This window comes from Burkholderia cepacia (genome assembly GCF_001039005.1).
In the GTDB taxonomy this organism is placed as follows: domain Bacteria; phylum Pseudomonadota; class Gammaproteobacteria; order Burkholderiales; family Burkholderiaceae; genus Burkholderia; species Burkholderia theae.
The window spans coordinates 70,054-89,807 of sequence record NZ_LDWR01000059.1; the positions used below are offsets into that span (position 1 = coordinate 70,054).

17 protein-coding genes are annotated in these 19,754 nt (G+C 66.1%); 8 read left to right on the top strand and 9 right to left on the bottom strand.

Translation table 11 applies throughout. From position 1 onward, the window contains the following. Nucleotides 1-426: 426 nt before the first annotated feature. From VL15_RS31365 to VL15_RS31385, 5 genes are all read right to left on the bottom strand, one after another. Nucleotides 427-2,664, bottom strand: a complete 2,238-nt coding sequence (locus VL15_RS31365; RefSeq protein WP_048250633.1) for a TOMM precursor leader peptide-binding protein — start codon at nucleotides 2,662-2,664, stop codon at nucleotides 427-429. Between the two features lie 75 nt (nucleotides 2,665-2,739). Continuing rightward, nucleotides 2,740-3,105 carry a BMA_0021/BMA_0022 family TOMM bacteriocin gene (locus VL15_RS31370; protein ID WP_048250634.1) on the bottom strand — a complete coding sequence of 122 codons (366 nt, stop codon included), beginning with the start codon at nucleotides 3,103-3,105 and terminating at the stop codon, nucleotides 2,740-2,742. A gap of 17 nt (nucleotides 3,106-3,122) precedes the next feature. After that, nucleotides 3,123-3,467 (bottom strand): BMA_0021/BMA_0022 family TOMM bacteriocin, encoded by a 345-nt coding sequence (locus tag VL15_RS31375; RefSeq protein ID WP_048250635.1) that lies wholly within the window; start codon nucleotides 3,465-3,467, stop codon nucleotides 3,123-3,125. A gap of 33 nt (nucleotides 3,468-3,500) precedes the next feature. Next, complete coding sequence (locus tag VL15_RS31380) at nucleotides 3,501-7,538, bottom strand: TOMM system kinase/cyclase fusion protein (protein ID WP_048250636.1); 4,038 nt, start codon at nucleotides 7,536-7,538, stop codon at nucleotides 3,501-3,503. Further along, on the bottom strand, nucleotides 7,535-8,536 hold the full coding sequence (locus VL15_RS31385) for an FHA domain-containing protein (protein ID WP_048250638.1): 1,002 nt from the start codon (nucleotides 8,534-8,536) through the stop codon (nucleotides 7,535-7,537). Before VL15_RS31385 ends, VL15_RS31380 begins: the two co-directional genes overlap by 4 nt. A gap of 855 nt (nucleotides 8,537-9,391) precedes the next feature. On the opposite strand from VL15_RS31385, the gene VL15_RS31390 reads away from it, so the two are divergent. The 3 genes from VL15_RS31390 (at nucleotide 9,392) to VL15_RS31400 (ending at nucleotide 11,362) form a co-directional block, all read left to right on the top strand. Continuing rightward, nucleotides 9,392-10,126 carry a PadR family transcriptional regulator gene (locus VL15_RS31390; protein ID WP_048250702.1) on the top strand — a complete coding sequence of 245 codons (735 nt, stop codon included), beginning with the start codon at nucleotides 9,392-9,394 and terminating at the stop codon, nucleotides 10,124-10,126. A 13-nt stretch (nucleotides 10,127-10,139) separates the two neighbouring features. Next, nucleotides 10,140-10,961 carry a siderophore-interacting protein gene (locus VL15_RS31395; RefSeq protein WP_048250640.1) on the top strand — a complete coding sequence of 274 codons (822 nt, stop codon included), beginning with the start codon at nucleotides 10,140-10,142 and terminating at the stop codon, nucleotides 10,959-10,961. A 167-nt stretch (nucleotides 10,962-11,128) separates the two neighbouring features. Then, the gene (locus VL15_RS31400; RefSeq protein ID WP_048250642.1) at nucleotides 11,129-11,362 is read left to right on the top strand and encodes a hypothetical protein; all 234 of its coding nucleotides are present in this window, start codon (nucleotides 11,129-11,131) and stop codon (nucleotides 11,360-11,362) included. Between the two features lie 26 nt (nucleotides 11,363-11,388). Here VL15_RS31400 and VL15_RS31405 read toward each other — a convergent pair whose 3' ends face one another. After that, the gene (locus tag VL15_RS31405) at nucleotides 11,389-11,970 is read right to left on the bottom strand and encodes an undecaprenyl-diphosphatase (RefSeq protein ID WP_048250643.1); all 582 of its coding nucleotides are present in this window, start codon (nucleotides 11,968-11,970) and stop codon (nucleotides 11,389-11,391) included. Nucleotides 11,971-12,410: 440 nt separating this feature from the next. Between VL15_RS31405 and VL15_RS31410 the strand changes: the two genes are divergently transcribed. The 4 genes from VL15_RS31410 to VL15_RS31425 all read left to right on the top strand — a co-directional run bounded on the left by VL15_RS31410 (nucleotide 12,411) and on the right by VL15_RS31425 (nucleotide 15,815). Then, entirely contained in the window at nucleotides 12,411-13,151 is a 741-nt protein-coding gene (locus VL15_RS31410; RefSeq protein WP_048250644.1) for an acetoacetate decarboxylase, read from the top strand. A 51-nt stretch (nucleotides 13,152-13,202) separates the two neighbouring features. Further along, complete coding sequence (locus VL15_RS31415) at nucleotides 13,203-13,988, top strand: 3-hydroxybutyrate dehydrogenase (protein WP_048250646.1); 786 nt, start codon at nucleotides 13,203-13,205, stop codon at nucleotides 13,986-13,988. A gap of 84 nt (nucleotides 13,989-14,072) precedes the next feature. Continuing rightward, nucleotides 14,073-15,290, top strand: a complete 1,218-nt coding sequence (locus tag VL15_RS31420) for a patatin-like phospholipase family protein (RefSeq protein WP_048250647.1) — start codon at nucleotides 14,073-14,075, stop codon at nucleotides 15,288-15,290. Nucleotides 15,291-15,350: 60 nt separating this feature from the next. Beyond that, nucleotides 15,351-15,815 (top strand): hypothetical protein, encoded by a 465-nt coding sequence (locus tag VL15_RS31425; RefSeq protein WP_048250649.1) that lies wholly within the window; start codon nucleotides 15,351-15,353, stop codon nucleotides 15,813-15,815. 138 nt (nucleotides 15,816-15,953) lie between these two features. On the opposite strand, the gene VL15_RS31430 is transcribed toward VL15_RS31425, so the two are convergent. Continuing rightward, the gene (locus VL15_RS31430) at nucleotides 15,954-16,877 is read right to left on the bottom strand and encodes a LysR substrate-binding domain-containing protein (protein ID WP_048250650.1); all 924 of its coding nucleotides are present in this window, start codon (nucleotides 16,875-16,877) and stop codon (nucleotides 15,954-15,956) included. A gap of 117 nt (nucleotides 16,878-16,994) precedes the next feature. Between VL15_RS31430 and VL15_RS31435 the strand changes: the two genes are divergently transcribed. Further along, on the top strand, nucleotides 16,995-18,080 hold the full coding sequence (locus VL15_RS31435) for a tartrate dehydrogenase (RefSeq protein ID WP_048250651.1): 1,086 nt from the start codon (nucleotides 16,995-16,997) through the stop codon (nucleotides 18,078-18,080). A 489-nt stretch (nucleotides 18,081-18,569) separates the two neighbouring features. Here the strand turns inward: VL15_RS31435 and VL15_RS31440 are convergent, their stop codons facing one another. Both VL15_RS31440 and VL15_RS31445 read right to left on the bottom strand, forming a co-directional pair. Further along, a complete protein-coding gene (locus tag VL15_RS31440; protein ID WP_048250652.1) occupies nucleotides 18,570-19,049 on the bottom strand; it encodes a DUF1348 family protein in 480 nt (159 codons plus the stop codon). 64 nt (nucleotides 19,050-19,113) lie between these two features. Next, on the bottom strand, nucleotides 19,114-19,719 hold the full coding sequence (locus VL15_RS31445; protein ID WP_048250654.1) for a TetR/AcrR family transcriptional regulator: 606 nt from the start codon (nucleotides 19,717-19,719) through the stop codon (nucleotides 19,114-19,116). Between the last annotated feature and the right edge of the window lie 35 nt (nucleotides 19,720-19,754).

Genomic DNA, 19,754 nt, shown 5'->3' on the forward strand with positions numbered 1-19,754 from the left:
CGGACACCCCGGGGCAGCGGCGTTGGCATGCGCGGAGCTGGCGTGCCGACGCCTGTACCTGATGCGTGGGATCCGCTTATCGGAGATCGTCCGCGAACGGACGCACGTGCGCGCCGCCGCATTGGCGTGGCTGTTTGATGTTGGTCACGTTCGCGTCAACCTGAATATCAGGAATACAGATTTTTATATTGATATGGTGTCCATATCATCAGGCATATTAATAACGTGCAACGGGTTTTCTCCGGACATGTTGGAAGAAGTTCGGTGTGCTCATCCAGACGGAGATTTCGGGCACGTTTCCCGAGGCCGAGCGACGATCGCCGGGGGGCGCTAACGGTCATCGAACGATGCGGAGCGAACCGTTCATGCCAGTCATCGCCGTGGAGACCTGGCCCTTCCGCTGCCACGAAAGGGCCATCGGTCCAGTCACAGAAACAGCAGTGCCGGGTTCAGCGCCTGTTCGACGCACGGCTGCGCGCGCCAACCCAGCGCCACCGGAACCGAGTAGAGCCGTCGCGCGCCAAAACGCGGCCAGAAATGACACAGCCCCGGCGCGATGACCTGCACCACGGACAAGCCGATGTCGGGCCGCGTCTTGTCGACGACGAGCACGTCCATGCCGGCCTCCGCGATGCGCCCGACGCAATGCGTAAGCGCCGTGGGCAACGATGCAGCGTCGATCGGCTGCCATGTCGCGCGCGTCGTGCAGCGCACGCCGTTCGCCGGATACAGGAAACCGGTTGCCAAAAGTTTGTCGCGATCCCACGGGTGCGGAGCATCCGCTGCGATATCGAGCAACTGGTTGACTTCGGTCAGCGCCCGCTGCACCGCGATTCGACCGTCCGGATGGCAGCCGAAGCCGATCGAGAACCGCCCGTCTTGCGGATTTTCCGCCAGCGCGGCCACGGTCGGCACCCCGAGATCGGTGGTGATGTCGAGCGCCCACAAACGCCATCCGAACGTCGCATACTCGCGCACGAGCGCATCGAAATACGGATCGTCGAAACTCGCGAGATCGATGCCGGGGCGCGGGATCCGGTTGTACCACCAGATCGCAACCGCATCGCGTTCGATCAATTCGAGCATGCCCTGCAAAATCGCCTCGTCGACGCTCGATCCCGCCGCGCAGCCGTTGGGATTGTGCACGCATGCGGCATGAGCCTGCGCGCTGTCGGGCGTTTCCGCATAGCAGTAGCTCAGCGGTACCAGATGGCGCCTGCCGGTCACGAGCGACCAGGCCGGCGTCCAGTCGATGACGTCGTGCGCCGTGAAACGCGGCGGCACCTGCTTTCGAACATCGTGGGTCAACGCGTTGATCGCATCGCGCGCGTCGAATTGCCGTTCGCTGAACTGCTGAAGATCGTTCACGTGAATCGGTACGGCGTCGCATGCCAGATCGGCAAGCAGGCTTTCGATGCTTCCGGTGAGCGTCGCCTCGTCGCCTTGATACACGCTGCTGAATCGTTCGAGCGCCTCGCATAGCGCGCTCGCACGGGCTTGATCGTCGGTGCGGCCCTTGCCGGAGCAGAGCCTGTCGAACCGGTTGCTGCCCGGGACGGCGGCCGGGCACACGAGAAAGCCCGACGCATAGACCTTGCGCAGGCCCGCGTGTCGCTTCGGCATCGGGTGCAGATACGCGATCGCGCCGCTGACCGGCGATATCAGATGCGCATAACGCTCAAACACCTGTTGCGGATCGGCGGTACGGTAGCCGCCGTCGGTACGGATCAACGGCGCGTGGTCGGCGAGCCGCGGCGCATGCGCCGCCCGTTCGCCCATCCACGCGGGATTGCCGCAGCACGGGCATTGCGGACGCCTCGTCACGCGGTGCCGCTCGGCGGTCGACGTGTCGATGCGCTGCGCCACGATATGCGTTTGCAGCCGTTCCGACGCCGTGCGGTTGACCGCGATCTGCTCGACCGTCGCCGCCACCAGCGCCGCCGCGGCGGCGGCCCCGGCGCGCGAGGCGGCCGGCGGCAGATGCGTCGCGTCGCTGCCGTGATGGCGTGCAAGCAGCGCCTCGACCGGCCGGTTGATGCGAATCCAGTAGCGCACGCATTCGATGCACGGCGCGTCGGCCAACGCGCCGCCGCCGGCCAGCAACGGTCCGATCAGCGTCTGCACGCCACTGGCCGCGACGACGAGCAATGCCCCGCCACGCGCCGCCGTGCGGGCGGCGCATGCGGCGAGATCGTCGCGGTCGTGCGTATCGGTGATCGCGACGGTCAATTCGGCGTCCGGCACGACTTCGATGCCGGCCGTGTCGAACGCGCGCCTGAGCGCGGCATCGTCGACGCCGAACGCCTCGACCGCAACACGCAGTTGAACGACGTGCGCACAAGCCGCGTCGCCGTCGAGTCCGGCGCGCTCGAAGAAGCCGCGCGCCGCATCATCGTCGTGCGGCGAGTCGGCACGCAGGTACCCACGCTGCACCAGGTGATCGAGCCGCGCGAGCACGTCCCATTCTCCGAAACTGCCGGCGAGCGATGCCACGATCTCGGCGATCGTCATCCGCGCCCGCAAGCAGGCGGCGATCTGCACGAAGTGCGCGCCGGACAGCATCGCGCGCTTGAATTCATCGACGACGAACAGCGTCTCGGGCCCCGCATCGAGCACGAGCAAATGCGGTTTGAAGCGCAACACGCGCGAAAAGTCATCAAGCATCGTCTGGTTCCGTGCAGCGGGTAAGCAAACATCGCGGTCGCGCCGCGCGACTGTGCGCGGCGCGACCGCGCCGGATCAGCAGCAGGTGAACAGGTAAGTCGACCCGGCGTCGCTGTACGCCGCGAGTGCAACGGCCTCTTCGTCCCGGCTCAACGGCTTTTCCGGTATGCCGACCGTCATCACGTTGCGCGGCAGGTGCCAGCTCCCGCCGTCCCTCCCGTGGTCCCTCCAGCCATGATCGCCGTCCGGTGGTTCGACGACCTCGATGTCGATGATCCACGGACACTGGTAACCGAAGTATTTCGCGAGCGTGTCCAGCGGCTTCTTCAGCAGCTCGTCCTTGAAGTCCGGGTTTCGCCATGAAAGCGCGATCGCACGCAGATAGACCTTCTGAAACTCCAGCATCGATTCGAGCGTCGGATTAGCGTTTTCCTTTGCCATGTCGGTTTCCCCTGACCTCATTCCATGATGGTGATGTGGTTCGCGTTGTAGGCGGCCAGCGCCTGCGCGAAGTGCTTCTCGTTCGCCGGCGCGGGCGGCAGAAACAACGTGAGCTTGTTTTTCTGGCCGGCCGTCCAGTCGCCGTTGACGCCCGGTGTCCAGGCCGACGACTTGGTCTGCACCTTCAGGTCGAGATCGAACGGAAAGTGATAGTTGAAATGCTCGCGCAGCGCGTGGATCGGATTGGCCTCGAGTTCGTCGAGAAACGCTTTGGAATGCCACGCGAGCGCTATCGCCCGAATGACGGTTGCCCGGTATTCGAGAAACTCTTCGTACGTCGGTAATCGATTATCCGTGCTCATCAGTATGTTCTCCTGATTGATGAATGGAACCACTTACGGCAACGACTGCAACATCGTTTCGGCGAGCCTGGCAATGCGGCCCATGCCCGCCGTCGTTGCAACTTCGATTGCGCGCCGGCACGCGGCCAGCGCGGCCACGCCGCCGCATCGCGGATCGGCGCGGCGCAAGTACTCGCACTTCTTCAGCAGCAGCTGTGCTTCGTAATACCGTTCGCCGGTCGACTCGCACCACGCGAGGCACTGCTCGATCTGCGCGAGCGCGGCAGGGTAGTCGCCGCGCCCGGCGTCCAGTTCGGCAAGCAGCGACGCGTAGTAGGTCAGCCCGAGCAGGCCGCCCGATTGCCGCTGCGCGTCGAGATGCGTGACGATGCCCGCGCGATCCCCTTGCGCCCACGCAAGCATGATCGCGGCGTAGTGCTCGACCGCGCGCAGCCGATGCACCTCCGACAGACGGAGAATCGCTTCCGACAGCGTGCGTGCGGCGTCGCGATCGCCCGCCAGCTGGTACGTGCGTGCGAGGTACATCATCGTGACGCCGAGCGTCGGCAAATGGTCGAGGCAGGTCGCGCAGTACACCGCGTCGCGCGCCATCACGAGCGAGGCCTGCGGATCGTCGTCCATGCACCAGCGCACGCTCGCGAGCGACGCCATCGTCCACGCGCGCGTATCGATCCCCAGGAGGCGCCGATGGTCCACGTCGCGCCGTACGTCGTAGCCGGCCAGCACGGCGTCGAACGCGGCGCGGGCGCGCGTATAGTCGCCGTCGACCCACAGGCTCATGCCGCGCATCGCGTCCGCCGCGACCTGGACGCCGGCATCGCCGCGCTCGGTCGCGAGCGCGTCCAGCCGCGTGCCGATCCCGCGCACGGTGGGACGATCGCCCGCGACGTGGTAGTAGGTCGACAGCGTCCATAGCGCGCTGATCTCGAGCGCCGGGTCGTCGAGCGTCTGCATCTGCCGCAACAGTTGCTCCGCATGCTCGCGCACCTGCGGATCCGCCCAGCCGAACCGTGCCATCGTCGCGTGCGTCAACGTGGCGCGAATGCGCGCGCTGTCGTGCTCGCGCTGCGCGTAGTCGGCGTTGCCAAGCCAGTCGAACACCGACTGCCCGTAGCGGATCGCGTCGTCATACCGGGAACGTTCGAGTGCGCGGCGCGCCGCGTCGATACCGTGGACGATCGCGTCGGCGAAGGCACCCGAGCGCGCGAAGTGTCCGGCAACGCCGAACGCATGCGCACCGGCGCCTCGATCGCCTTCCGCAAGCAGCGCGCGACCGACGCGCGCATGGTTGCCGCGCCGCACGGCGGGCGGCATCGATTCGTACGCCGCGTCGCGAATCAATGCGTGGCGAAACGAATAGAACACGCGATCGCGCCGATGTTGCGCATACACGATCCGCTCTTCGAGCAGCAGCCGCAGATGCGCGTCGAGCGTGGCCCGATCATGCGGCGATGCGTCGGCGAGCAGTTGCGCATCCACCTCGAGCCCGATGGTCGCGGCGAGCTGCGCGGTGTCGCGCGCGTCGTCGATCCGGTCGAACGCGAGACCGAGCATGCCGCCGAGACTGAGCGGAAGCGGATAAGGGTCGGTTGCCCGCAGCTCCGCGAGCGAGCCGTCCGCGCCGCTCATCGTCAACTCGCGCGCGACGGCCTCGATGAACAGCGGGATGCCCGCCGTGCGATGGGCGAGCCGGTCGAGCCAGGCCGGATCGAGCGTGCCGTGGCCCACACACGCCGAGATCAGGCGCTGCGCGTCGTCGCGCGGCAGGCGGCGCAGCACGAGGCGTTCGGCCGCGCCGCGCCAGCGCCCGAGCTTGACGGGGCGCGACGTGTACACGATGCCGAGGGCCGCCGCGCGCGGCGAGCGCTGCAGGTACGCAAGAAAGTCCTCGGTCGAGCGATCGATCCACTGAACGTCCTCGACCACGAGCAGCACCGGCGCGCCGTTGCCGAGCGACACGATCAGTTGCTCGAGGACGTCGAACAGCGCGTGCTGTTCGCGCGCACTCGACCACAGAAACCCCTTCGCATCGCAGGGTAGCCCCAGCCAGGTCGCAAGCGCGACACGGGCCGCCGCATGATCGCATTCGAGCGGCGCGATCATGGTGTCGATCGCCGCGAGCGCGACACCGGGCGGGCTGTCGGCGTCGATATGCCAATGCGCGCCGATAAATCGCAGGATCGGAAACAGCGCATGATTTTCCCGCTCGGGCAGGCATCCGCAATGCGCGAAGGTATGGCCCTGGACCCGGACGGCCTCGCACAGCTCGTGCACGAGGCGCGACTTGCCGATTCCCGCATCGCCGACGACGAGCCGCGGCACGCCGCGCGGCGCAGGCTCGCCGCGCGTCGCGCGACGATGCCATCCGAGCGTCTCCTGCCACGCGCGCATCAGCGCGTCGAATTCGCGTGCGCGGCCGACCATCGGCGCCCGCATGCCGGCGTCGAGCGAATCGAACGGCGTATCGGCACGACGTTCGCCGAGCAATTCATGAACCGGCTGCGGCACGAGGCCCGCCCGCGCCAGCCGCAACGAGGTCGGCCGATAGTCGGCATGCCGTTCGAGCGCGAGCCGCGCATCGTCACTGATCAGGATCTGCCCGGGCCCGGCAAGCCGCAGCAGCCGCGCCGCCGCCGCGGGCGTCGATACGCCCGACATGCGCGACGCATGGGCGAGAACTTGCCCGACGTGAATCGCGGCGGCCACTTCGACGCGCCAGCTTTCGTCACCGGCGCGGCCGCCGGCCGCCGTCGGCAGCCGTGCGCGCTCGGTCACCCGTACCATGTCGAGTGCCGCGCGCGCGGCACGGCGCGCCGGCCGGTCGATGTCGCCACGCAGGCCGAAATGGAACAGCAGCGTGTCGCCGAGCCGTCCGTCGACCTGCGCGCCATAACCGACGGCGATATCGGCGCACTTCGTCAGCCATTGCTCCTCGTAACCGTCGAGCAAGTCGCCGTGATCGGTTCCGGCGTGGCGTTGCCGACCCACGCCGGTGATCGTCACGCAACAGCACAGCGTGGTGATCTGCCGGTACTCGCCAACCATCGCGATCGTCTCGCTGCGCGGCGCGAACGGGCGCGGACGTGTCTGCACGTTTGTGCGGCTGGCATCGAACTGGCCGACGAGCGCGGCGAAGTTGAGCGCGCGAAACGGCACCGCGAGTTCGTCGGCCGATGCGGCGCGCTGCTCCGGGTTCTTGCTCAGCGCGCGCCGCAATACCGAGCCGAGCGGATGCGACGCGATCGACGGCGGGAGCGCGACATCCACCGGACTGAGCTGCTGATAAAGAATGTCGGCCACGCTCGCGCCGTGCATGACGACCTCGCCCGTCAGGCATTCGATCACGATCAGGCCCCACGCATACAGATCGGTTCTGGCCGTCGGCGGCTCGTTGCGCAATTGCTCGGGCGCGCAATAGGGCGGCGAACCGAGCACCTCGGTCGCCAGCGTCGCGGTCTGGCGCGCGATGTCTTCCGTGCCGGGCAACAACGCGCCGATGCCGAAATCGAGGAGCTTCGCGTGCGGCCCGTTTTCGGCCATCGTGATCACGATGTTCTGCGGCGTCAGGTCCCGATGCACGATGCCCTGCCGATGCGCGGCCGCGAGCGCGTCCAGCACCTCCGTCATCAGCCGGCCCGTGTCGACGGCCGACAGCGGCCCCTCCGCCGCGAGCCGGTCGCGCAGGGTCCGGCCCTGCACCAGCTCGAATACGGCGAACAGCCGGCCGTCGGGCGCTTCCCCTTGGTCCAGCAACGCGACGATGTTCGGGTGCCGCAGCGCCTCGCACAGGCTCGTCTCGCGCTGAAAGCGCGCACGCTGGCGCGTGCGCTCCGCCACGGTCCGCGCGGCGTCATCCCGCATCAGCTTGATCGCGACCGCTTGCCCCGTCTCGCCGCAGGTCGCGCGAAACACCACGCCATTGCCGCCTTCGCCGAGCAGCGCGCCGAGCCGGTAATGCCGGGTGCCGGCCAGCTCCGCGAAAGGCGCGGCGGGCTGCCGGGGTTCACGTGCTTCCTGCACGACGGGCGCACGGGACGGGGTCAGCAACACGGCCGGTTCTCCCGTGTTCACGAGTAATGGGCGACCAGGCTCGGCGCCGGACGAGGTGCGCCGATACGCGGCTGGACGCCCGGCACCGACTGGCATTCGAGGTGCTCGCCGCGCATGACGCGGAACGGAAAATCGCCGAACCGGACGCTGCCGCGCCGGCGTTCGACCAGCTGGCTCCCATCCAGCCCCGGTAGCGCCGCGAACTGGGCCCGGGCGCGGTGAATCTGCACGTTGACATGGGACGTATCGATGCCGAGCATGCGCGCCAGCCGGTCGAGTTCGATCCAGCCTTGCGTGGCGGCGTCGTAGCCGGCCTGCATGTCGGCCGAGCGCGCGCGGGCAAGCGTCACGAGGCTGTAGTGATGGGCGCGCTCGCCGAGGTCGACCACGCCGCCGCGGACATGCAGCAGCATCCGCACGTGTTCTTCGTTCCGGCTGACGAAGAACTCGAGCAATTGCGCCGGCACGGCCGGATCGGCGGGCGCGGCGAGCATCACCGTCGAGCCGCTGCGCACGAGGGCCAGGCGCCACGTGATGCCGCCAGTCGACACTTCATCGCCGTCATGGAGCGCACGCGGCGGCAACGTGTCGTCGCACAGCCATTCGCCGGCCGGCGACCGGACGATCGTGACCGGCTGCGCGGCGTGTGCCGGCAGGATCTGCCGTGACGCGAGCACGATCGGGGGCGCGGCACCCCGGACCGGCCATAGCGTATCGGCCGGATCGTCGAGCGCCTCGACGCGCCACGGCGCGACACCGGCCCTGCCGAACCGGATCACGTCACCCTGTTGCAGCACCACATGCTCGCCGTCGCGCAACGGCACACCCGATACCGACGTGCCGTTGCTGCTGTGATCGTGGAGTTCCCATGAGCCGCCGATCCAGCGGATATGGGCATGGACGCGGGACACCGACCCATCCCGGATGACCGTGTCGCAGCGTGCGGCATCGCGCCCGAACACGTGATACGCGCGGAGCAGGCATGCTTCTCCGGAGGTATCGTTCTTGAGTATCGCCATGGCCGCCCCGTGTCGGATTCGCCCGGATCGCCCGAGTAACGCATCGGCGCTGCCGGGCAAGCGATTGATTCATTGATCGCGAACAATCTCGACTGTTCGCCGCCTCGTTACCTGTTTTCTCGTCAGCTTCCTTTCGAATCGTTGCTCATCCGGCACGTGTTATTTCGGTTAATAGAATTGCCGACCGTTTCGCCGTTTTAAAACCGAGCAACTTGATGAAAATCCTGCCAAATAAAATCGCGCATCGCAACCGGAATACTCGATCCGGGATTTTATATTGCAATGCTTTACATTTTCGGCGAATTTCCGGGCTGCAAATAAAGGGTCGAAAATCTTCATCGACGCGCGATCCATGGCCGACGTACGTTGGCTGGGTGAAATCACATTGAATGATGCGCCCGACTTGAATACATTTGCTGGCACGGAAATTCTGTTTGATGAAACGGAAATCAATTAATTCATTTCAATCGGCTTAAAAAAACATTCCGGCAATTTAAATAATGATCGCCAGTGTTTTGAAAAACAGCATTGACTCATTTATTTCACCAAGGCGTTGCGTCACGACAAGTTTCTCGATGTGTCTTCGGTAGTCGAATAAGGGTCGGCACGGCTGTGCCTTTCGATTAATAGCTCGCGGCCACTGCGAAATCAGATCTTGCGCCGACCGCCAGATCGTCCAACCGTCCGGTCGTCAGGATCGGCCCGCCCAGGAGGTTGACGGAACGCATCGGCGGGGATCCTCATCGCAAGCAGACGGCCGCGGCCGCTCCTCCATCCCACCCCAAATAATCCCCTTGACGCTCTATCTTTCGATATATATCTTTAGATATGTTTTACGACATACAGGACACGATCATGCGACACAACCACTTCCGCGGCCATGCCCGATGCGACGGGCAAGGTGCGCATGCAGGCCCTGACTGGTTCGCCGGTCTCTGGCACGCGATCGGCCGCCACCGCCGCGGCCACGATTCGTTCGGTGGCGGCCCGTTCGGCGGCCGGGGCGGGCGCGGCGGCTTTGGCGATTTCGGCGACGACGGCATGCCGCGCGGCCGCCAGTTCAGCTCCGACGATCTCCAGCTGCTGCTGCTCGCGCTGGTCGCCGAGCAACCGAGCCACGGCTACGAGCTGATCAAGGCGCTCGACACGCGTTCGAACGGTTTCTACAGCCCGAGCCCCGGCATGGTGTATCCGGCGCTCACGTATCTCGAGGAAGGCGGCTTCGTCGCGTCGCAGGCGGAAGGCAACCGCAAACGTTATGCGCTGACCGACGCCGGCCGCGTGCATCTCGACGCGCAACGCGAACGCGTCGACACGCTGTTCGCACGCCTCACGCACCTCGCGCGCAAGATGGAGTTCATGCGCCGCGCTTTCGCCGGGGAATCGGCCGGCAACGAAGCACAGGACGAATCGCAGGCCGGCTGGCTGCCGGAGTTCGTCGAGGCGCGCGTCGCGCTCAAGCGGGCGCTGCTGCACAAGAGCGCAGCCGGCCCCGACGAACAGCGCCGCATCGCGGCAATCATGCGCCGCGCGACGGCCGAAATCGAAGGCGGCACCGACACGTCATCCGCGCCGCCCGCCAACATATAAGGAGTACGGATTGATGCAGAACACATCCGAGCGCACCGTGACCCGCGTGCGCCACACCCTCAAGTTCCGCCTGCTGCAGGTGCTGCGCGTGCACGCCGCGACGCCGCATCTGCTGCGCGTCACGCTCGGCGGCCCCGATCTCGCGGATTTCGAATCTGCGTCGTTCGACGACCACGTTAAAGTGTTTTTCCCGCCGCCTGGCGCCGAACGGCCCGCGATGCCGACGCTCGGCGCGAACGGCCCCGAGTTTCCGGAAGGCGAGCCGAAGCCCGTCGCGCGCGACTTCACGCCGCGCCGCTTCGACCGCGCCGCGTGCGAGCTCGATCTGGAATTCGTGCTGAACCATCCGGGCCCCGCGTCGCAGTGGGCCGCGCAAGCGCGCGTCGGCCAATGGCTCGGCATCGGCGGTCCGCGCGGTTCGTTCGTCGTCCCGACCGGTTTCGACTGGCATCTGCTGATCGGCGACGATACGGCGCTGCCGGCGATCGCGCGGCGTCTCGAGGAATTGCCGGCCGGTACGCGCGCGGCGGTCGTGCTGGAAGTCGCGGATCGCACCGCGCAGATCTCGTTCGATACGCGCGCCGACGTGCATGAAATCTGGCGCTTCCGCGCCGAAGCCGACGCGGCGGACGGCGACGTGCTGCAGGATGCGGTCCGCGAGCTGCCGCTGCCGCCGTCGGGCGACGGTTACGTGTGGGCGGCCGGCGAGGCGCTGTCGATGCGCGCGGTCCGCCAGCACCTGACCGGCGAGCGCGGTGTCGACAAGTCGCGCATCCGCGCGGCGGCCTACTGGAAGCGCGGCGCGGCGGCCGTACACGAAACGCTGGAAGACTGAAGCGTACGGGCATCCGGCATACGGGCATCCGGCAGACCGACGGGTGATACGACCGTGGCGCCGGCGCACCGGCGGGCTTGGCATCGGCATCGCGGCTGGTATATATGTATGTCTGCGACGCCGCTGTCAGGCGACAGCCGCCGCAGCCCGCCCAGGAGCGCCCGGTCATGACAAAAGAAAGCCACGCTTCGCCTTTCCTTCGCAACCTGAAGATCGCCGGTTATTGCGGCCTCGCCGCAGTCGTACTCGCGCTGTTCGTCGCGATGTGCGCGATCCTGAAGGAAAGCGCCCTTGATCGCGACGCCGCGCAGCATCCGGCCGATACACCCGAACTGCATGATGCGGGCGGCGGCCCGTCCGCGGCGGCCGAACCGGCCCGCACGCCCGGCACGCCCGGCTGACGGCCTCCTGCCCGACTTCCTTCCGCTTACGGCGCGTGCCGGCGCCCCATCACGACCGCATGCACCGAATCGCCGAGCCGTTCGAGCAGCGCGGTCACGCGTTGCCCGTACAAGTGTGCGGCCAGCGCACCGGCCGTCCCGACCAGCACGCCGCCCGCCATGTCGAACGGCCAGTGCACGCCCGCGTAGACGCGCCCCCAGGCAATCGCCACGGCCATCGCGGCCATCACGAACCCGGTGAGCCGGGTCGTGCCGCCGAGCATCAGGCCGACCGCCAGGCTCCACGCGAACGTCATGTGATCGCTCGGAAACGAGCTGTCCGGCGAATGCGGAATCAGTTGCGTGCCGACGCCGGCCATGAACGGGCGCGGCGAGAACCAGAAATGCCCGATCACCTGCGCGAGCGCGAGCGCCACGCATACGCCGACGCCGGCTTCGATCGCCTGGCGCCGCGTCGGGCGCGCGCCGAAGAGCCAGGTCAGCAACAGCATCGCGGGCAGCGCATAAACGAGCCAGTCGGCGGCGAAGATGGCGAGGCGGGCCACGCCCGGCTGCGGCGCAACCCCGGCGTTGATGGCGGAAAAGAGGGTGAGATTGAGGTTCTGCATGAATCCGGTTGCGTGGGACGTAAAGATTTCGACCGGTTGCCCGGTCGGACACGAACGATGCTAGGGGGCGCCCGCTTAAGCGATGCTTAATTCGGCGGGCATACGGGACAGGGCCCACCCGCAGCGGCGAACGCACTTAGAGCCTGCACCGCATCACAAGTTCACACAATTGACATATTTCCGCGCGACCGTCTCCCGAAAAGGCTCACCCAGCATCCCGTAAAGGCTCACCTTTTTCACATCGTGACGTCATCGACGTGTGCGAAGATCGGGCCGCCAGGCGCCATCCGAGCCGTTTGCATCGTTCGCCTCAATATTTACGCCGCAAATACTTTGAAATCGGCAACAATTAATTCCAAATGCGGCATCGCACAACGGCAACGCACAGGCATACGATTACGAGCACTCATCCACGAAGCGATCAACAACAAGGAGTCCGCATGAAAACCAGCGATGTCCGATCGAAAGCGTTTGCGATGCCGTTGACCAGCCCTGCCTTCCCGATGGGCCCCTACCGTTTCGTCGACCGTGAGTTCCTGATCATCACGTATCGCACCGATCCGGATCGTCTCCGTGAAATTGTCCCCGAGCCGCTGCAGGTCACCGAGCCGCTCGTACATTACGAATTCATTCGCATGGCCGATTCGACCGGCTTCGGCGACTACACCGAAAGCGGTCAGGTGATTCCCGTCGAATACAACGGCCAGCCGGGCGGCTACACGCTCGCGATGTATCTCGACGATCACCCGCCGATCGCCGGCGGCCGCGAGCTGTGGGGCTTCCCGAAGAAGCTCGCATCGCCCACCCTGCACGTGAACACCGACCACCTCCTGGGCACGCTCGACTACGGCAAGGTGCGCGTCGCGACCGGCACGATGGGCTACAAGCACAAGGAACTGGATATCGACGAGCAGACGAAGCGTCTCGCCGGCCCGAATTTCCTGCTGAAGATCATTCCGCACGTCGACGGCACCGCGCGCGTCTGCGAACTGGTGCGCTACTACCTGCAGGACATCAAGATGAAGGGCGCGTGGACGGGGCCCGCATCGCTCGAGCTGGCGCCGCACGCGCTCGCGCCCGTGGCCGACCTGCCCGTGCTCGAGATCGTCGAAGCCCGGCACCTCGTCGCAGATTTGACACTGGGCCTTGGCGAAGTCGTCTACGATTACCTGGCTCAGTAACACGTCCGCAGTCCTTTCTCCCTGTCAAACCTTTCACCACGGGAATTCGAAATGAGCAACCTGAATGGCAAGACCGCAGTCGTCACGGGCGCCGCAAGCGGCATCGGCAAGGAAATCGCACTCGAGCTCGCCAAGGCAGGCGCGGCCGTCGCGATCGCCGACCTGAACCAGGACGGCGCGAATGCGGTCGCCGACGAGATCATCAAGGCGGGCGGCAAGGCCATCGGCGTCGCGATGGACGTGACGAACGAGGAAGCCGTGAACAGCGGCATCGACAAAGTGGCCGAAGCGTTCGGCTCGGTCGACATCCTCGTGTCGAACGCCGGCATCCAGATCGTCAACCCGATCGAGAACTACTCGTTCGCCGACTGGAAGAAGATGCAGGCGATCCACGTCGACGGTGCGTTCCTGACGACGAAGGCCGCGCTCAAGCACATGTACAAGGACGATCGCGGCGGCGTCGTGATCTACATGGGTTCGGTGCATTCGCACGAAGCGTCGCCGCTGAAGTCGGCATACGTGACGGCCAAGCACGGGCTGCTCGGCCTCGCCCGCGTGCTCGCGAAGGAAGGCGCGAAGCACAACGTGCGCTCGCACGTCGTGTGTCCGGGTTTCGTGCGCACGCCGCTGGTCGACAAGCAGATTCCGGAGCAGGCGAAGGAGCTCGGCATCAGCGAAGAGGAAGTGATCAAGAAGGTGATGCTCGGCAACACGGTCGACGGCGTGTTCACGACGGTGCAGGACGTCGCGCAGACGGTGCTGTTCCTGTCGGCGTTCCCGAGCGCCGCGCTCACGGGCCAGTCGTTCGTCGTTAGCCACGGCTGGTTCATGCAGTAACGTCCTCGCCTCCCTGACGGGAGGCAATTCCCGCACCTTGCCTTTCCTCTCCGCCATCCATGGCGGGATTTCCCGGAGCAATTGATGAAGCCGCACGCCCGAACAGAAAAGCAGGCCGTCGACGCGGCGGACCTGCAACACGAAGCCGGCGCGCCGGCCCCTGCACGGTCGTTGCCGTACGAGACGATCGCGCTCGTCCTGCAGGGCGGCGGCGCGCTCGGCGCGTATCAGGCCGGCGTGTTCGAAGGGCTGCACGAGGCGGACGTTCCGCTCGACTGGATCGCGGGCATCTCGATCGGCGCGCTCAACACCGCGCTGATCGCCGGCAATGCGCCCGAGCATCGCGTCGAGCGCCTGCGCGAATTCTGGGAAACGATCTGCCAGCCGGCGTTCTTTCCCACGATTCCGGCCGCGTTCGAATTCGCGCTGTTCAACAGCATCGACCAGATCCGCACGTTCTTCACCGCGTCGCAGGCTGCCAGCGCGATGATGCAGGGCCAGCAGGGTTTCTTCGTGCCGCGCTTCCCGCCGCCGCTGCCGGGCGTGTCCGACCATCCTGAAAAGATCAGCTGGTACGACACGTCGGCGCTGCGCGCGACGCTGCTGAAGCTGTGCGACTTCGACCGGATCAATTCGGGCGAGACGCGCGTATCGGTCGGCGCGGTCAACGTCGGCACCGGCAACTTCGTGTACTTCGACAACTCGCGTATTCGCCTCGCGCCCGAGCACTTCATGGCGTCCGGTGCGCTGCCGCCCGCGTTCCCGCCCGTCGAGATCGACGGCGAGTATTACTGGGACGGTGGCGTCGTGTCGAACACGCCGCTGATGGAAGTGCTCCGCGCCCGGCCGCGCCGCGACACGCTCGCGTTCCAAGTCGACCTGTGGAGCGCGCGCGGGCCGCTGCCGCGCACGATGGCCGACGTCGCCGAACGCACGAAGGACGTGCAGTATTCGAGCCGCACGCGTTTCGTCACCGACACGCTGCAGCGCGAACAGCGTTACCGCAACGTGCTGCGCCACGTGCTCGACCAGGTGCCTGAAGCGCAGCGCAAGGCGGATCCGTGGTGCGTCGAGGCCGATGCGATGTCGTGCAGCAAGAAGTACAACATCCAGCACCTGATCTACCAGCAGAAGGCGTACGAGCATCACTACAAGGACTATCAGTTCGGTCTGTCGACGATGCGCGACCACTGGTCCGCGGGTCTCGACGACATCCGCAAGACGCTCGCAGTGAAGGACGGCCTCGCGCTGCCCAACAACGACGCGGGCTTCGTGACGCACGACATTCACCGCCGCCGGTAATGCGCTGCGCGACGGATCGGCGCGATGCATGCGCCGATCCGTCCTCTTCTCCGATCAGACATGCCGATTTTCATTGCACTGTTCGCGCTCATCGCTGCTGGATGGGGCGCGGTTCACCTGTTTCACGTCATCGCCGCGCAGTTCGGCCAGCCGGTCGCGATCGCGGCCGCCGTGCTCGCCGCCGCGATCCTGCTCGCGCTGGTCGCGTGGTGGATCAAGCGCCGCCGCGACATTGCACCGAACACGAAGGAAGAAGGCTGGACCCACGTCGTGCATCGCGCGTGGGGCGAGTTGCGCGTGTCCGCGACGCAGGGGCTGCTGTGGCTGTCGCATGACGGCGCGGACGGCCGCTATACGCTGTCGCAGCTCGACGGTTGCCAGGCCGCGCCGATCGGCGGCCGCTGGCATCTCGTCGTGCGCGTGCGCGACGCCGTGCGCAGCGAATGGAAACTGCCGATGACGGACAAGCGCGATGCGCAGCGCTGGGCGCGCGTGCTGATGCTCGCGAAGGACAACCGGCTGTGACGGACGAATCGACCGGCGCCGTCGTCACGCAGGTTCAACGGTGATTTGCACGGCGTCGCGCCGCTCACGTTTCGACGTAAAACGCGCCGCCAGGCACGCGCGGTTCAACTTCCCGTAAAAGCTCACCTTTGGCCGTTCTCAGGCCGTATCGTCACTCGCTGCGGCATTCAGACCGGCCAGCGTCTCCGCCAGAAAATCCACGCACACGCGCACTTTCGCCGACGCTGCGACGCGTTCCGGATACACGGCCCAGATGTTCGCGGGCTGGATGGCGTCCGGCAGCACGCGACACAACGCGCCGCGTTCAATCAGCGGCCCCGCTTCCCAGATCGAGCGCAACACGATCCCACGTCCGGCCAGCGCCCATTGCACGGCGACCTCGCCGTGGTTCGTCGACAGCGCGCCGCCGACCTTCACCGTTGCCGTTTCTCCTCGCACGTTCAGCCGCCAGACGCCGAACGGGTGATCGCGCTCCTTGATCGCAAGGCAATCGTGCGACGCGAGATCCGCGAGCGAGCGCGGCGTGCCGCGCCTGGCGAGATAGTCGGGCGCTGCGCACAGCACGCGGTAGTTCGCGGCAAGGCGGCGCGCGATCAGATGATCGGAGATGTCGTCGCCGATGCGCACGTCGAGGTCGTAGCCTTCGCCCGCGACGTCGACGAGCCGGTCGAACAGGTCGAGGCGCACGTTCAGTTGCGGGTAGCGCACCGTGAAGTCGAGCAGCGCCGGCGCGACGACGTGCCGGCCGAAGCCGAAGCTGCTCGAAATGCGCAGCGTGCCGCGCGGCACCGTGCGCGTCGTCGACACATCCTCGACGAGATGATCGACGTCGTCGAGAATCTTTTCAGCGCGCGCGAACACGCGTTCGCCGGCTTCCGTGACCGTCACGCGGCGCGTCGAGCGATGCAGCAGGCGCGTGCCGAGCTGCGCCTCGAGCAACGCGATGCGCTTGCTGACATAGGCGGGCGACACCGCGAGCTGCTCGGCAGCCGCGCTGAAGCTCGTCAGGCGGACGACCAGGCTGAACACGCGCAGGTCGTCGAGGTTCGGCGATTTGTTCACGATTCGTGGAAAGTCGATTAACCTTTCGCGCGATTTTAATCCAGATGGAAATAAATAGAATGACGTGACGCGCCGCTGCATCCCCCGGCAGCCGGCCGACCAGCCAAGGAGCTTTGCATGACCGACAGGACCTACAGAATTGCCGTGATCCCCGGCGACGGCATCGGCCGTGAAGTGATGCCCGAGGGCCTGCGCGCACTCACCGCCGTGACCGCGCGTTTCGGCATTCGTTTCGATTTCGTGCAGATCGACTGGGCCAGCTGCGACTACTACGCGCAGCACGGCAAGATGATGCCGGACGACTGGAAGGCGCAGTTGTCGGGCATGGACGCGATCCTGTTCGGCGCGGTCGGCTGGCCCGCGACGGTGCCCGATCACATTTCGCTGTGGGGCTCGCTGCTGAAATTCCGCCGCGAGTTCGACCAGTACATCAACCTGCGGCCCGCGCGCCTGTTCGATGGCGTGCCGTCTCCGCTTGCCGGCCGCCGTGCGGGCGACATCGACTTCATGATCGTGCGCGAGAACACCGAGGGCGAATACTCGTCGGTCGGCGGCACGATGTTCGAAGGCACCGAGCGCGAAGTCGTGATGCAGCAGTCGATCTTCACGCGTCACGGCACCGAGCGCGTGCTGAAATTCGCGTTCGAACTCGCGCAGCGGCGCGCGAAGCGCCTCACCGTCGCGACGAAGAGCAACGGCATCGCGATCAGCATGCCGTGGTGGGACGCGCGCGCGGCCGAGATGGCCGAACGCTATCCGGAGATCGCCGTCGACAAGCAGCACATCGACATCCTGTGCGCGCGCTTCGTGCTGCAGCCGGACCGCTTCGACGTCGTCGTCGCATCGAACCTGTTCGGCGACATCCTGTCGGATCTCGGGCCGGCCTGTACGGGCACGATCGGCATCGCGCCGTCGGCGAACCTCAACCCCGACCGCACGTTTCCGTCGCTGTTCGAACCCGTGCATGGCTCCGCGCCCGACATCGCGGGGCAATACATTGCGAATCCGGTCGCGATGATCTGGTCGGCGGCGATGATGCTCGACTTCCTCGGCAATGGCGCGGGCCCCGAACGCGAAGCGCACGATGCGATCGTCGCCGCGATCGAGGACGTGCTGCGCACCGGGCCGCATACGCGCGATCTCGGCGGCCATGCAGGGACGCAGGAAGTGGGCGAGGCGATCGCCGCGCGGATTGCGGGCTGACAGTCGAACCCGGCGCGAGCGATCGCGCCGGGCACGGTTTCACGAATCAGCCGGCGGTGAGCAACACGCGATGTGTTTGCGCACCCGTTCAGGTTCCGATGCGCGCGCGGTGAAGTCGAGCGGTGAGCAACGACACACCGCGACGCGCACTGCTTGCGCTGTCTCTCGTCGCAATCGATTCGATCGGTGAGTGGCACATCACGTGCACGCACACCGATCGTCAACACAGCGTCGAATCCGCTCGATGGGTGAGATGCACCGCGCGGTGAAGCACACCGTTGCACGTCGACACTTGCATCACGCGATACCGATGTGCACGACAGGTCCCGCATGCACGATGCGATGCCACGTCGATCGGCTCGAAACACACAGTCCGACGCGACATTTCACCTCGTCCCGAAAAACCTCACCTTTGGCGCGCAGCTCCCGAATTTCCTCACCATCGAACCCGGGTGATGCGTCCGACGATCCGTTGAACGGACGCGAATCTCACAGCCCGAGGTCGGACAGCTCGGGATGATCGTCCGGACGGCGGCCGAGCGGCCAATGATAAAGACGATCCTTCTCGCGAATCGGCAGGTCGTTGATGCACGCGTAACGATGCGCCATCAGGCCGTTTTCGTCGAACTCCCAGTTCTCGTTGCCGTACGAACGGAACCAGTTGCCGGCGTCGTCATGCCATTCATACGCAAAGCGCACCGCGATGCGATTGCCGCCGAACGCCCACAGCTCCTTGATCAGCCGGTAATCGAGTTCGCGCGTCCATTTCCGCTGCAGCAGCCCGACGATCTCGTCGCGGCCGGTCACGAATTCCGCGCGATTGCGCCATTGGCTTTGCGGCGTATAAGCGAGCGACACGCGCTGCGGGTCGCGCGTATTCCACCCATCCTCGGCGGCGCGCACCTTCTGGCGCGCCGATTCGAGCGTAAAAGGCGGAACGGGCGGACGGACTTCGGGGGAATCGGACATGGGTTGCTCCTGTTCAGGGTTCTGGCCGCGGACGCCCGCGGCCGGTTCGGATTCGCTGCATCGACTACCGCGAAACGGTGTCGAGCAGCAGTTCGGCTGTCGCGCGCGCATCGCGCGCCGCGTTTGCATCGCCGCTGACGAGCGCCACGCCGATCGCGCCGTCGATCAGCACGAGCCACTGACGCGCAATGCGCGCGAGCCCGCGGCGTTCGATGCCTGTTTCGTCCGCATACGCATCGAACCGCTCGCGTACGAACGCCAGCAGGCGTGCCTTGTGCGCCCGCGCGACGACGCGCACGGGATCGTCCGCGTCGGGTATCTCGCCCGACGCGTTCAGGAACGCGCAGCCGTGAAAGTCGGGCTGCCCGAACCAGTCGCGCAACACCTCGAACATGCCGAGCAGTTGCGCGTGCGGTGTCTTGCCGCGCGCATGGGTTGCGTCGACGAACCAGCGCATCCAGCGCTCGTCGCGGCGTTCGAGCGCGGCCACCACCAGCGCCTCTTTCGATTCGAAATGCGAATAAAAGCTTTTCCGTGCGGCGCCGGAGCGCTTCACGATCGCATCGACGCCGGTCGCGTGGATGCCGCCCGAATAAATCAGCGCTTCGGCCGCATCGAGCAGCCGGTCGCGAACGCCTGGTTCGCCGGAGGGGTCGTGATGTGTGTTCATGGGTTTACGGTAGAACGATCGTTCTCCACCGTCAA